Source organism: Prosthecobacter dejongeii, from assembly GCF_014203045.1.
Lineage (GTDB): Bacteria > Verrucomicrobiota > Verrucomicrobiia > Verrucomicrobiales > Verrucomicrobiaceae > Prosthecobacter > Prosthecobacter dejongeii.
Window position 1 is genome coordinate 282372 of the sequence record NZ_JACHIF010000006.1, and the last position, 13551, is coordinate 295922.

The following is a 13551-nucleotide window of genomic DNA, read 5'->3' on the forward strand; positions in this document are numbered from 1 at the left end:
TTAATGCAGGTAGAAGAACTCGTTGGCGTTCAGGAGCACGTGGCAGAGGTCGGCCAGGGCGCGTTGGTGGGGATCCACCATGCCGGGGCTGGAGGCTTCGGCGCTGGACCAGGCGAGGGTGTCTGGCAGGGGTTCGCGCACATCCCAGGTGACCAGGGCGGGGGCTTTCCACTGAGCGGCATCGGCGGAGAGATCTTCATCTGGAAGGATGCCGCGAACCACGCGAGCGGCCTCGATGCTGCCATCCCACTGATGAGAGGCGGCCCGCTTATGCACGCCACCAATGACCAGAGAAGACGAACCGCTGCTGAGGCCACTGCGCACGGTGTGAGGCACCACGGAGATAAGCTGGGCAGCATTCGGCTTGTCCACCTGCTTCATCCGGAAGGTGACGGAGTGGGCGCTGCAGGAGACTTTCACGGCGATGTGATACTCAATGCCGAGTTCCAGGCGGAGGTCCGAAGCCACAGGTTCATAGGTGATGTTGTGGTTCTCGTCTTCTGCCACCAGTTGGATGATGAGGTTGCGAGGTTTGAAGCGGGATTTTTCACCGGTCACGCCCAAGCTCCAGCCGAAGGCTTCAACGTTGTCTTTTCCATTGTTCCAGCGGGAAGCGATGGTGCGGACGGAGGCATTGGCATCAATGCTGTCGAGTTTTACCACGGCTTCGATGGTGAATTCGTCGCCTTCTTTTTCAGCCGTACGGGCCACCAAACGTTCCTGAGGAGTGTTCTCTTTGAACTGGCTGGCCGTGGCGAGTTCCGCACTGGTCATGGCGGTGGGGCGCTCTTCAACGGCTGGTGTGGTGGTGCGTGCAGCGATGAATTTCTCGGCCAGATCGAGTTCCTTTTTTGTGGGGGCGCGGCCGACGGTGTATTGCCAGATGTCTTCGATTTTGGAGACTCGAGTTGCGAGTTTTTGGGCGCGTGTCAGGGTCCAGTCGCCATTCAGCAAAAGCAGCGCTTGAGTGGGCGTGGTGGTGCTTTGACGCTCGGACGTGCTGGCAAAGCCAGCGGGGGCATCCAGGCTGCGCAAAAGCTCATTTTGACTGTTGCGTTTCTTGATGGTGTAAATGGAGCGGCGGGTGCCATTGCCATCGGTAGAAGGGCCGCCTGTGCTTTCATCCAGCTCACCACTGGCTGCCAGCATGGCATCGCGGATTTGTTCGGCATCCAGACGGCGTGGATTGAAGCGCCACAGGAACTTGTTGGAGGGGTCAATCTTCGCCGCGATGGCGGGCACTTCACGATGGGCCGTCTGACGATAGGTCGCAGAAAGCAGAATCTCGCGATGCAGCTTTTTCAGGCTCCAGCCGCCCGCGAGAAAACGCTGCGTGAGGTAGTCCAGTAATTCGGGATGCGTCGGCACTTCGCCCAGCTTGCCAAAGTCATTGGGAGTCTCGACGATGCCTTTGCCGAACAAATAATGCCAAACGCGATTCGTGATCACGCGAGTGGAGAGCTGGTTCTCTGGGCGGGTGATCCAGGCGGCCAGGGTGCTGCGGCGGCCGGTGGATTTTTCCAGGGGCTTGATTGCTGGTTCTTTCGGCTCCAGCAGGGTGAGGAAGGCAGGCTGGACGTCGAGCTCTCCTTTGCGAGTTTTGAGGGGATTGCGCGGAGCTTTGGCGGAAGCATCGGTAGCGACGAAAGCTTTCACCAGGGGCTCGGGCTTGAGATGGTCGAACTTCTTCAGCTCCTCGATGAGAGTTTGGTAGCGAGCTTTGACCTTGGGATCTTTAATAGATTTCAGTGCGTCAAAACGCTCGCGTTCATACTCCATCTGTCTTTCGCAGAAGTAAGATGCCTGCCAGTCCTCCGGTGCGCGTTCCTCAGGCTTCTTGTCCACCATGGCGCGGATGTCTGCCTGAAAGCGTTCATAGGCCTTCCTCACGTTGTTTTCGATCATGGGGCCGATGATGCTATCAATCTCCGCCTGGATGTGGGCCGTGGCGGCTTTGTAAGGGGCCTCTTTTTTGGCAAATTCCGCCTGCTCTTCATCGGTGGCTAGGATCAGGTCATCACGCCAACGGACAGGAGTAAAAAAGGCGCGCAGGGCGTAATAGTCCTTTTGCAGGATGGGATCGAATTTGTGGTCATGGCACTTGGCGCAGCCGAAGCTGAGGCCCAGGAAAAGCTCACCCGCATTGTCGGTCAGATCCGTCAGCACCACTTCATACTGGCCACGGGCATCGCGCTGGTTGTATTCGTAAATGGGATTGCGCAGGTAAGAGGTGGCCACGAGCACGTTCGGGTCTTTGGGGGCGATCTCATCTCCGGCCAGTTGTTCACGCACAAACTGGTCGTAGGGTTTGTCATCGTTCAGGCTTTTGATGACGTAGTCGCGATAAGGCCAGGCAGCAGGGCGGAAGGCATCCTGGTTGTAGCCGTCGCTCTCAGCATAACGGGTGAGGTCTAACCAATGTTGTGCCCAGCGTTCACCGTAACGAGGGCTGGCTAGGAGTTCGTCCACTAGCTTTTCGTAAGCTTTCGGATCGGTGCTTTTCACGAAGGCTTCTGTCTGCTCCTGAGTGGGGGGCAGGCCATGAAGATTGAAGTAGAGACGACGCACCAGCTCATGGCGGTCAGCCTCCGCCGCAGGTGTCAGGCCTAACTCCTGATGCTTTTTGGCAATGAAGCGATCCACATCATTGCGAATCCACGGGCTCTGGATGTCCGGCGGTGTAGGTTTGGTCAGTGGCTGAAAGGCCCAATATTGCCGATCTTCATCGGTGAAGCCGTTTTCATCTACGCTGACGCGTGCGGCTTCTGCTTCCGGCCAGGGAGCGCCCATCTTCACCCACTTCTCCAAGATGGCGATTTCCTTGGCAGGAAGTTTTTCCTTCGGAGGCATCTCAAACTCCGGCTCCTGATAGCGTACCGCTTCGATGATCAGCGACTTGTCAGGATCTCCCGCGACAAGGGCCGGGCCAGAATCTCCGCCCGCCTTGATGAAGCCAATGTTATCCAACCGTAGGCTGCCCTTCTGCTTCTTCTCGCCATGGCATTCATAGCAGCGGTTCACCAGCACGGGGCGCACCTCTTTCTCAAAGAACTGCATGGCGGCGCGTTGGGCGTCGTCGGCAGCGGAGGCGAGCGTCGTCGTAAGACAGGCGATCAGGAGCGTGGTTGGCTTCGTCATGGTCAGGAAAATTTATTTGAGGCGCAGCAATGGGGCGCGGGCCGTGGGGTGCTCCTTGGCAGCAAAGGCATGAGCGAGGCCTGAGGGATCGGTTTCGCCTGTCTCACGGACGATCACAAAACTTACGAATCCGTTCGTATCCTCACGAATGAATTTTGCGAGTTCATCGCCACGCACCGTGAGCGGGCCGCCGGAGCCGCCACGGGGGATCCAAAACTCTGCCAGCTTGCGCAGCTTGTCAGCATCGGGTCCGGCATCGTTGCAGCCGGGCATGGTGGCCCAGGTCATCTGCTTTTCCTCCCAGGCATCCAGTTTTTCATCAGTCACGCCATAAAGGGCGAAGCGGGATTCATCTGGAATCAAAGCCGAGAAGCCGAAGCCGCTGGGTTCAGGATCTAGGACGATCTGTGCTTCCTGAACGCTCTCAGTGGGGATCTGAGACAAGTCAAAGGTGATGACTGCGCGGCGCTCATTCTTAATCCCCGGGGCGAGGTCCGTGTGTTTGACGATGATGAGTGGGTGGGTACCCATGGGAGCGCCATTGTCACCCCGGCGTGCATAACCATCTTTGCCTCGACCAAAGGAAGTGGGGATGGCTGTCCAGCCGCCTGCTTCCTGGACGGCTTCACCGCGGGTAGGCTCTTGGCCTAACAAAGTATTGCCAGAGCCCACATGCAGGCCTTTGCCTTCCGTGAGGCGCTTGATCTTGCCATCTTTAAGACCGCCGATTTCGACTTCGCCCTCAAAGACGCGCACCTGGGAATTACCTGCGGAGCCTGCGGTCACTCCAAACTTGGTACCCAGATCCACTACCTGAATATCCGGCGTATCAATGGTGAAACCATGAGCGGGTTCTGGCACTTCCGCTGTAAGGGTGCCTTCGATGAGGCGACAATGCATGGCGGTGAGGATTTCCAACGTCGTTGGGGCCTCCATCGTCACCGTCGCACCGCTTTTAAATTTCAGCGTCGCTATGCCTTCCACGAGGGCCAACTTGCCTGTGCCTAATTGTGAATCCAGCGCCGTGGGAAGATCGGACCCAGCCCAGCGGCAATTTTCAGCCCGAATGAGTGTGGCGACCTGGGGAAGGGGAGAAACGCCTTTGCCTGGCATGAAAAAACTGGCCGCTAAGGTCACGCAGGCCGCTGCGGCTGCAGACCAGAGGGCGATGGGCCAACGACGCAAAGGCTTTGCTGGAGCCTGGATTGGAGAAGCTTCCTCGGTTATGTCTAAGAGGCCAACAAGGGACTCGCTCTGCGCCCGTAGGGTGGAGTGCAGCCAGACCTGCTCCACATAGACAGCACGCAGGTCCGCATCGCGGATCACGTCGGCCTTTAGAGCGTCATGCTCCTCCGTTGAAAGGAGGCCTTCCAGCGCCCGCTGGATGCGGTCCAGAGATGAATCGGAGGTTTTCATGGAGCGGGGGCGATTTGGCGGTTTACACATTCGCTCAGCACCTGGCGAATGCGGCTCAGCAGGCGATAGACGGCTTCCACCGTGCGCTCGCTTTTGACGGCGATTTCTTCGATGCCGCAGTCTTCATAGTAGCGCCAGACGACGATTTTTCGATGTGCCTCGGGTAGCTTGCGCAGGCATAGATTGAGCGCTTCGGCCTTGAGATCCAAGGCGTCCGCGCGTTGATCAAGTTCCGCTGCTACAGCCTCGATGAAAGTTTCATCGAGCGATGAAGAGACAGAGCGTTTTTTTTCGGAGCGACGATAGTTTAAAATCTGGTGAGTGGCGATTTTCCGTGCCCAGGCGCGGAAGTTGGAATCCGGTTCAAATTTAGCAAATTGCTTCCACAGGGTCACCTTCACTTCCTGGAGGATGTCATCCGCATCTGCTGCACTGGCCACCAGGCTGTAAACATACGCTGCCAGCCAGCGGTCATGCTGGGTCAGCAGCCGGAGATAGGTCTCCGTCTGATCGGCTGGATCTGGGGGCAAGGCGGCCATACGGGAGTGGTAGGTCTAGGTGGGCCACGGATTGGACACCGATTTGCAAAAATATTTGTCGAGGCTGCTTTCCCCGCTGAAATCCTGGTGAAATCTCAAGATTTAGGCAGCGCTGCCAGCAGTGCCTCAGCGATGGCCTTCATGCCTTTGTCCCCAGGATGATTGGCTACGCCTGAGTTTTTGTAGGGACGTTCGGCGCGGCCATAGTTTGACTCATCCTTGCCGAGTGCACTGATGTTGACAAAGATGCCGCCCACGGTCTCGCAGCATTCTTGGAGAATCTGATCTTTCACCGTGTTGGCCCAAAAGGAACTGCGCACCAAGATGGTAGGCTTGTGTGTCCCCTGAAGTTTTTGCAGGAGCTTGAGGGTTTCTGTTTTGAAGGCTGCCTTGGCTTCGTCGGTCTTCAGCGCTGGGACGTTTTCACCAATCGCGAGGATGATGAGATCCGCTTTGAAGGCGAAGGCCTCCGCGAGTTTTCCATCAAGATCGTAGCCGACATGGGACCTCTCAAAGTCCGCGATGTTTTTCACCAACATCTCAGGGGCAGAGCCCTGTCTTTGACGAAGACCCACGATCACCTGGTGTACATAGTCATTGGCCTCAGACGTGGCGGCCATGCCCCAATTGCCAGTCCAATCAATGTCGGCTTTAGGGCCATGCTTGGTGATGCTGTTGCCCAGAAAAAGAACTTTGGTATAGCTGCTGCCAGCTTTGCCTTCCTGGGCTTTCATCGTTGGCGGCGAATAGAAATTCAGTCCGGAAAGCAGGCTGAAGAAGGGAAGAATGAGTCGGGTGCGGAAAGTCATAAGACGGGAGTCATACGAGTCCGGCCCATGGCTTTGATCATGCATCACCCGGCGAAACGAAACGAGGTCATTCGACAACCGCAGTTTTGAAATCTGCGATGAGCCCGGAGGATCTGGTCGTAAATGATCCAGGCTGATTTGTTTGCCACTTCCTTTTAAAAAAGAGGTGGCTCAGGACGGAATCGAACCGCCGACACGGGGATTTTCAATCCCCTGCTCTACCGACTGAGCTACTGAGCCATTCCCGCTGTTTTGGCGGGCCGCGATAGTGGCAAAGGCTGAGGGCACATGCAACGGGTTTTTGTGATTTGAGTGAAGATTTTGAATAAGAAGGGGCAAAACTATGGGGATTGTAATGGCATCCTGGAATGAAGGCACAAAAAAGGCGGGCCTTTGCAGGCCCGCCTCGGAATTTGAAGGTTGATGAAGTGCGGACTTAAACGCTCGTTTCCGCCACAGCGGGCTCCTCCCGGACGGGGGACTCGGCAGCGAACTTGAGGCGCTTGTTTTCAGCATCGAAGCTGACCTTGACCGTGTCGCCTTCGCGGACAGTGCCGCCCAGGACGTGCTCGGCCAAAGGATCTTCGATGTGTTTCTCCACAGCCCGGCGCATGGGGCGTGCCCCATACTGCGGATCGTAGCCTTCCTTCATCAGGAATTCGACAGCACCTTCGTCCAGGGTGATGTGGATGTTTTTGCCCTTCAGGCGGCTGACCACCTTTTTGATTTCGAGATCCACGATCTTCGCCAGCTCTGCCTTTTCCAGCATGCGGAAGACGATGAGGTCATCCAGACGGTTGAGGAATTCAGGCTTGAAGAATTTCTTGGCCATCTCGGACAGCTTGCCCTTGATGCTAGCGTTGTCGGCTTCGTTCTGAGCCATGGCGGCAAAGCCCAGGCTGGACTGCTTCTTGATGCTCTCGGCACCGACGTTGGAGGTCAGGATGACGATGGTATTCCGGAAATCAATTTTGCGGCCGAAGTTGTCGGTCACCTGACCTTCTTCCAGGATCTGGAGAAGGAGGTTCATAACATCCGGGTGAGCTTTTTCGATCTCGTCGAACAATACGACGCTGTATGGGCGGCGGCGTACGGCTTCAGAAAGCTGGCCGCCTTCTTCATAACCGACATATCCCGGAGGCGCGCCGATGAGGCGGCTGGCGGTGTGCTTCTCCATGTACTCAGACATGTCGAGTTGGATGAGTGCTTCAGAACTGCCGAACATGAATTCGGCGAGGTTCTTGGCCAGGAAGGTCTTGCCCACGCCTGTGGGGCCCAGGAAGAGGAAGGAACCAATGGGGCGGCGAGGATCTTTGAGGTCGGCACGGGAGCGACGCAGAGCCTTGCTGATGGCCACGACGGCTTCGTCTTGGCCGATCACTTTGCCCTTCAATTCCTGCTCCATCTTGAGCAGTTTCTGAGCTTCGGCTGTTTCCATGCGCTGGAGAGGCACGCCTGTCCATTTGGAAACCACGGACATGATGTCATCTTCGGACACATCGACGATGCGCTCGCTGTTGTTCTGGCGCCAAGATTCCAAGATGTCGTCGTAACGCTTCTTGGTGTTTTTCTCGCTGTCGCGAAGGCGGGCGGCTTTCTCGAAGTCCTGGTCCTTGATGGCCGTTTCTTTTTCGATTCGGATCGTTTCGATCTCGGCTTCAATGGTTTTCAGCTCTGGCGGGCGAGTCATCGCAGAGATGCGGGCTTTGGCACCGGCTTCGTCCATGATGTCAATCGCCTTATCTGGCAGGAAGCGGGCGGTCAAGTAGCGTGAGCTCAGCTTTACAGCAGAGCTGATAGCCTCATTCGCATACTTGGCTTTGTGGTGCATTTCATACTTGCCCTTCAGACCCATGAGGATCTGGATGGCATCTTCGACGGAAGGCTCTTCCACCTTCACCTGCTGGAAGCGGCGCTCGAGAGCGGAGTCTTTTTCGATGTATTTACGGTACTCATTGAGAGTCGTTGCACCGATGACTTGTAGCTCGCCACGGCTAAGGGCGGGCTTGATGATATTGCTGGCATCCATGGTGCCTTCGGCAGAGCCGGCACCGACGATGGTGTGCATCTCATCAATGAAAAGAATGACGTTCTTGGCGCGGCGGATCTCATCCATGACAGCCTTGATGCGCTCCTCGAACTGACCGCGATACTTCGTGCCTGCGACCATGAGGGCGAGGTCGAGCGTGATCACTTTTTTGTCGCGCAAGATTTCCGGGACATTGCCAGCGGCAATTTCCTGGGCCAGGCCTTCGACGATGGCTGTTTTGCCCACACCAGCCTCACCGATGAGGACGGGGTTGTTCTTGGTGCGACGGCAGAGGATTTGGATGACTCGAGCGATCTCTTCGGTGCGACCAATGACGGGATCCATCTCACCTTTCTGAGCGGTCTCGGTCAGGTCACGACCAAAGGCGCGCAGGGCAGGTGTCTTCTCATTCTTTTTCTTCTTCTTATCGTCCTCGCTGTTGCCGCTAGGAGCCACAGGTTCGGAGTCCTCTTCTTCCTCTTCATTGCTGCCCGAAAAATTAGGGTCGAGTTCCTTGAGGATTTCGTTGCGGGCTTTGTCGAGATTGATGTCCAGGTTGCGCAGCACCTGAGCGGCCACGCCTTCACCTTCGCGCAGGAGGCCCAGCAGGATGTGCTCGGTGCCCACATAGCTGTGGTTCAGGGCTTTGGCTTCCTTGCTGGCAAGGGCAAGGACCTTTTTCACCCTTGGTGTGTAGGGGATATTGCCGACCATTTTGGTTTCTGGGCCCGAACCGACCTGCTGCTCCACCTGGAGGCGCACGGTTTCCAGGTCGAGACCCAGCTTGGTGAGTACATTGACCGCGACCCCTTGGCCGAGCTTGATGAGGCCCAGGAGGAGGTGCTCGGTACCAACGTAGTTGTGGTTGAATCGGTCGGCTTCCTTGCGGGCAAGGGCCAGGACCTGTTGGGCGCGTGGAGTAAAGTTATTCATCATTGGAATCAGAGGGTTTTTCCTCTGAGGTTGAGTTGCTTGCAGAAACGTTAGAAGGGCCGGTCAGCATTTGCAACCGCGCCCGGGTAATTTCCGCGCGGCGGGCATCTCTCTCCTCGGGCGAGAGTTCGCGCTCAGCGCTGAGCTGGAGGTGGGCGGGTTGGATTTCGAGCAGAAGCATGTCGAGCAAACTCCGGTCGCAGTTGGGGATCAGATCCATATCTGCTCCGAGGCGCAGAAGGGAAAGCAGGTTCAGGGCCTCTTTTGAGGTCAAAATGTGTGCGTAGCGTAGAATCGCGAAGGCGCGGCCCACCTGATCCTGCAACATGGTGGGGCTATCCTCCAGGAGCTTCTGGCGCGCATTCATTTCAGAGCTGACTACCCGCTCAATGACTTTTTCGATCTGAGCGATGATTTCACCCTCTTTCTCTCCCAGCGTGTGCTGGTTGGAGATCTGGAAAAGATTGCCTAGGGCTTCGGTGCCTTCACCATACAGACCACGCACGGCTAGGCCTATTTTGCCAACGGCCTTGATGACGGGGTTGATCTGGTCTGAAAGAACAAGTGATGGCAGATGCAGCATCACCGAAGCCCGCATGCCGGTGCCCAGGTTGGTCGGGCAGGCAGTGAGGTAGCCCAGACGGTCATCATAGGCATAAGGCAGCATGGATTCCAGAGCGGTATCGGCTTTATCCACCAGGGCGTAGGCGCTACGCAGATTCAGCCCGGCGCGGATGCCCTGGATGCGGAAGTGGTCCTCCTCATTGATCATGATGGAGAGGCTCTGCTTACGATCCACAACGACTGCACAACCTGCAGCGCGGGCGGCATGCTCACGGCTCACAAGATGCCGTTCCACGAGCACTTGTTTGCGGATTTTGGTCAGCCCGGTGTATTCCTCGCTGTAACCATCCGTCATTTCAGGAAGTGATTCGACACAAGGACGAGCCAATTCCAGCAACTCCACGCGTTGACGTTCGGCTGAGTAGCCGGGGAAGCTGAAGCCTCTGAGATTGCGCGCGAGTCTCACCCGGGAGGTCATGACCACGTCCGAGTGCGGCCCGCTGCCTTTCATCCAGTCAGCTGGGTGTTTGATGAGGGTGGTAAAGCGCATCGGGGGGATGATTCTTTAGATGGATAACGTTGCACTTTGTTCGATCAGATGCACAACGATGAAACGTCAGGCATGACTGGGCAGCTTCGCCTGGAGAAGATCAATTTCAGATTTGAGACGTGCGGCGTCTTCATAACGCTCATCACGCACGGCGCTGGCCAGTTCCTCACGCAAATGACCAAGGTTACCCACTAAGGCATTTTGGGTCACGATCTGGTGTGGCACTTTGCCGACATGGCGGGTGCCTTTGTGCATGGACTTCAGCAGACCATCCAGGCCTTCACGGAAGGTGCCGTAGCATTCAGGGCAGCCCATGCGGCCGATTTTCTTCAACTGCGCCGCCGTGAATCCGCAGGCAGGGCAGGTCGTTTCTGCGCTGATGGCGGGCGGGGGTTGGCTGAGGAAGGCCTCCGCTAGGCCAAAGCCCGTTTCGTCCGTGACGCCCTTGGCCTTGGAGCAGGCATCGCAGAGATTCACCGTGGTCATTTGCCCATTGATGATCTGGGTCAGAAACACGGTGGCTTCACTGTCGCAAACGTCACATTTCATAAGGGTAGGGATTCCTGGCTGGTCGGCCTTTGCATAATGATACGCATGTCACGTGCCAGAGGTACAGCTAGGGCATGGAGATTCTCACGTCAACAGGGGGGTGTCCTGCCGTCAGGCCGTGCTGGGCCGCCCACGCATTTAACTCTGCCTCCAGGTTTGCGTGAGATGCATGATGGTAGAGGTGGGTTTGGAAACCGAGCCGCTGGGCGGTGGCAATGTTAGTTTCCAGATCGTCAATGTAAAAGGTCTGGGCGGGGTCGAGCGCCAGTTCCCGGATGGTCACTTGGAAGATCTCTTCGGCGGGTTTGCTGCACTTGGCAGAGTAGGAATAAACGCCGCCGCTGAAGGGACGAAAGATGTCATAGGTGCGCAGGAGGTAGTCCTTGTGCAGACCGCTGGTGTTGGAAAGGAGCTTCATGGGTACCTTTCCCACCAGGGGGGCGAGGGTGCATTTCATGGCCTCGTTCTCGGTGAAAATATCGCACCAGATGGCCGCGAAATCCGCCGGAGTGCCTTCAAATTGCAGGGCCTGGATAGCAGCGCGGACGAACGTGTCATCGTCCATATCCCCATTTTCAAAGGGGCCTTTGATGTCGTCCAGTCGCTCTGAAAGGGCCTCGGGTGGGAAGGGGCAGCGCTCTGACACGCGGTGGGCGGCGACACTGAAGTCAAAAAAGGTGAGGACATTGCCAATATCAGAAAGGAGGACGGGGCCGGGCATGGCGGCTTTATGGCGAGGAACCGTAGATGATGCAAGGGCGGGGAAGGCGAATCGGCGCGAGGGATATTTCGCGCGTTCAAGGTCAGTGAGAGGCTTCCTTTCCTCTTGCCTCCCGGCTTCGTCCTCATTAACGCTGAGGCTTCATGGAATCAGCAGCCCAACCTTTCCGCATCGGTGTCGCCGGTGTAGGTGCCATCGGTAAAAATCACGCCCGCATCATGGCGGAAATCGCCGCCCGCAGCGAAGGGGGCGTCGTCTTTGCCGCCGTTTATGATGCCGACCCAGCACGTGCGGCCGACTTTGCAGCGCAATACAATACCCAAGCCGCCAGTGACCTGGGGGACTTTGCCAGCCGTGTGGATGCCGCTACGGTGGCTGTGCCGACAATCTACCACCGCCGCGTGGCTGAGCCTCTGATGGAAAAGGGAGTGCATGTGATGGTGGAAAAACCCATCAGCGAATCCTATGCAGAGGCCCAGGCCATGATCGAACTGGCCCAGGCGAAAAATGTAATCCTCCAGGTAGGCCACATTGAGCGGTTCAACCCTGTGCTGCGCCAGCTTGAGGAGCGCATGGACCAGCCGCGCTTCATTGAGGTGCATCGCCTTTCGCCGTTTCCGAATCGCAGCATGGACATTGGCGTGGTGCTGGACGTGATGATTCACGACATCGAGATCGTCCTCCATTTGGTAAAGTCGCCGCTCATCCAGATTGATGCCGTGGGTATCCCCGTGCTGACCAAGCGGGAAGACATCGCCAATGCACGCCTGAAGTTTGCCAACGGCTGCATTGCCAACATCACGGCCAGCCGGATCAGCCCGGAGAAGATGCGGAAAATCCGCGTCTTCCAGCAGGACAGCTACCTCTCGCTCGACTACCAGGAACAAAGCGGCTGGATCTATCGCAAAGATGGCATGCAGATCGTCCGCGAAGCCGTGGAAGTGGAGAAGGACGAACCTTTGAAGCTGGAGATCGCCGCTTTTGTCGAGTGTTCTCGTCATGGCAAACGTCCGGTGGTGACGGGCCAGGAAGGGGCTGAGGCCGTGCGCATCGCCCTGGAGATCACGGACCAGATTGAAAAAAACGCAGCTTTGGCGGGATGAGTGATGAACCGAAGGCTGTGGTGAAATAACTCCGCCGCAAACCATCCCAACAACGGCTTAGACACACCAACCCATGCCTCATCTCTACATCATTGCCGGTGAAGTCAGCGGGGACACGCATGGAGCGGGTTTGATCAAGGAGCTCCTGGCCCTAGACCCCGCGCTGAAGATCAGCGGTCTCGGCGGTCCCCGAATGGTGGAGGCGGCTGGGAAAGGGATTGATGACTGGGTAGAAACCGCTGGTGTGGTGGGCCTGTGGGAAGTGCTGAAGATGTACGGCTACTTCAAGAAACGCTTCAATGAGGTCGTGACGGCGGTGATGCAGGAACGGCCCGCTGCAGTGGTGCTGGTGGATTACCCGGGCTTTAACCTGCGTGTGGCCAAGGAACTGCGAGTGCGAGGCTACACGGGCAAGATCATCTACTACATCAGCCCTCAGGTCTGGGCCTGGAAAAAGGGACGTGTAAAGACGATGGCGAAGGTGCTGGACCTGATGATCTGCATCTTCCCCTTCGAGAAGGAGTTTTATAAAAAGAGCGGCCTGCCTACGGAATTCAGCGGGCATCCGATGGTGGACCGGGTGGAAACCCTGCGCCGCAACTGGGAGCGCGAGCCCGGCCTAGTGGGCTGGTTCCCAGGCAGTCGGAAGAATGAGGTGAAGCGCCTCTTTCCCATCATGTTGCAGGCCTCCCAAGCCATCCGCATGGTGCAGCCTAACGTCCGTTTTGCCGTATCTGCTGCCAATGAAAATCTGGCGGGTCTGATGCGCGATATGGCCGATGCGGCGGCTTTTCCTGAAGCGAAGCGCTGGATCGAAGTGGGCACCGTTTATGACCTGATGCAGCGTGCCCAGGTGGGCGCTGTGGCCAGTGGCACGGCGACGCTAGAAGCAGCCTGTTTTGGGCTGCCCTACACTTTGGTCTATCAGGTGAATGGCCTTACGTATGCAGTGGCTAAGACGGTGGTGCGCATCAAAAACATCGGCATCGTCAACGTGCTGGCCCAGCGGGATGTGGTGAAGGAACTCGTCCAGGGCGGGCTCACCTCCGATACACTGGCGGCTGAAATGGTGGAACTGCTGACGAATGAGGTCACCCGGCGGAATCTCCAGGAAGATCTGGCCGAAGTGGTGGCGACTCTAGGACAAGGGGGAGCTTATCGCCGTGCTGCGGAGACAGTGATGGCAGCTCTGTAATGAAC

At 57.1% G+C, this 13551-nt stretch carries 10 protein-coding genes and 1 tRNA gene; 2 read left to right on the top strand and 9 right to left on the bottom strand.

Features of this window, described 5'->3' with window-relative positions:
* The 9 genes from HNQ64_RS15380 to HNQ64_RS15420 all read right to left on the bottom strand — a co-directional run bounded on the left by HNQ64_RS15380 (window position 1) and on the right by HNQ64_RS15420 (window position 11248).
* Window positions 1-3138 carry a PSD1 and planctomycete cytochrome C domain-containing protein gene (locus HNQ64_RS15380; RefSeq protein WP_184210158.1) on the bottom strand — a complete coding sequence of 1046 codons (3138 nt, stop codon included), beginning with the start codon at window positions 3136-3138 and terminating at the stop codon, window positions 1-3.
* A gap of 12 nt (window positions 3139-3150) precedes the next feature.
* Window positions 3151-4554 (bottom strand): FecR domain-containing protein, encoded by a 1404-nt coding sequence (locus tag HNQ64_RS15385; protein WP_184210160.1) that lies wholly within the window; start codon window positions 4552-4554, stop codon window positions 3151-3153.
* Entirely contained in the window at window positions 4551-5093 is a 543-nt protein-coding gene (locus tag HNQ64_RS15390; RefSeq protein WP_184210162.1) for a sigma-70 family RNA polymerase sigma factor, read from the bottom strand. Before HNQ64_RS15390 ends, HNQ64_RS15385 begins: the two co-directional genes overlap by 4 nt.
* A 95-nt stretch (window positions 5094-5188) precedes the next feature.
* Entirely contained in the window at window positions 5189-5902 is a 714-nt protein-coding gene (locus tag HNQ64_RS15395; RefSeq protein ID WP_184210164.1) for an SGNH/GDSL hydrolase family protein, read from the bottom strand.
* Between the two features lie 167 nt (window positions 5903-6069).
* A tRNA-Phe gene (locus tag HNQ64_RS15400) sits at window positions 6070-6142 on the bottom strand.
* Between the two features lie 196 nt (window positions 6143-6338).
* Entirely contained in the window at window positions 6339-8864 is a 2526-nt protein-coding gene (locus HNQ64_RS15405; RefSeq protein ID WP_184210336.1) for an ATP-dependent Clp protease ATP-binding subunit, read from the bottom strand.
* The gene (locus tag HNQ64_RS15410) at window positions 8857-9978 is read right to left on the bottom strand and encodes a protein arginine kinase (RefSeq protein ID WP_184210166.1); all 1122 of its coding nucleotides are present in this window, start codon (window positions 9976-9978) and stop codon (window positions 8857-8859) included. Before HNQ64_RS15410 ends, HNQ64_RS15405 begins: the two co-directional genes overlap by 8 nt.
* 66 nt (window positions 9979-10044) lie before the next feature.
* On the bottom strand, window positions 10045-10527 hold the full coding sequence (locus tag HNQ64_RS15415) for a UvrB/UvrC motif-containing protein (RefSeq protein WP_184210167.1): 483 nt from the start codon (window positions 10525-10527) through the stop codon (window positions 10045-10047).
* A 67-nt stretch (window positions 10528-10594) separates the two neighbouring features.
* Window positions 10595-11248, bottom strand: a complete 654-nt coding sequence (locus tag HNQ64_RS15420; RefSeq protein WP_184210169.1) for an HAD-IA family hydrolase — start codon at window positions 11246-11248, stop codon at window positions 10595-10597.
* Window positions 11249-11391: 143 nt separating this feature from the next.
* Here HNQ64_RS15420 and HNQ64_RS15425 point away from each other — a divergent pair, with 143 nt between their 5' ends.
* Together HNQ64_RS15425 and lpxB are read left to right on the top strand one after the other, a co-directional pair.
* Window positions 11392-12351 carry a Gfo/Idh/MocA family protein gene (locus HNQ64_RS15425; RefSeq protein WP_184210171.1) on the top strand — a complete coding sequence of 320 codons (960 nt, stop codon included), beginning with the start codon at window positions 11392-11394 and terminating at the stop codon, window positions 12349-12351.
* A gap of 73 nt (window positions 12352-12424) precedes the next feature.
* Entirely contained in the window at window positions 12425-13546 is a 1122-nt protein-coding gene (gene lpxB / locus HNQ64_RS15430; protein WP_184210173.1) for a lipid-A-disaccharide synthase, read from the top strand.
* Window positions 13547-13551 lie beyond the last annotated feature (5 nt).

Bases quoted from the DNA above. Each gene is read 5' to 3' on its own strand.
- lpxB (WP_184210173.1), top strand. From the start codon at position 12,425: ATGCCTCATCTCTACATCATTGCCGGTGAAGTCAGCGGGGACACGCAT.
- HNQ64_RS15405 (WP_184210336.1), bottom strand. From the start codon at position 8,864: ATGAATAACTTTACTCCACGCGCCCAACAGGTCCTGGCCCTTGCCCGC.
- HNQ64_RS15385 (WP_184210160.1), bottom strand. From the start codon at position 4,554: ATGAAAACCTCCGATTCATCTCTGGACCGCATCCAGCGGGCGCTGGAA.
- HNQ64_RS15415 (WP_184210167.1), bottom strand. From the start codon at position 10,527: ATGAAATGTGACGTTTGCGACAGTGAAGCCACCGTGTTTCTGACCCAG.
- HNQ64_RS15425 (WP_184210171.1), top strand. From the start codon at position 11,392: ATGGAATCAGCAGCCCAACCTTTCCGCATCGGTGTCGCCGGTGTAGGT.
- HNQ64_RS15395 (WP_184210164.1), bottom strand. From the start codon at position 5,902: ATGACTTTCCGCACCCGACTCATTCTTCCCTTCTTCAGCCTGCTTTCC.
- HNQ64_RS15390 (WP_184210162.1), bottom strand. From the start codon at position 5,093: ATGGCCGCCTTGCCCCCAGATCCAGCCGATCAGACGGAGACCTATCTC.
- HNQ64_RS15380 (WP_184210158.1), bottom strand. From the start codon at position 3,138: ATGACGAAGCCAACCACGCTCCTGATCGCCTGTCTTACGACGACGCTC.
- HNQ64_RS15410 (WP_184210166.1), bottom strand. From the start codon at position 9,978: ATGCGCTTTACCACCCTCATCAAACACCCAGCTGACTGGATGAAAGGC.
- HNQ64_RS15420 (WP_184210169.1), bottom strand. From the start codon at position 11,248: ATGCCCGGCCCCGTCCTCCTTTCTGATATTGGCAATGTCCTCACCTTT.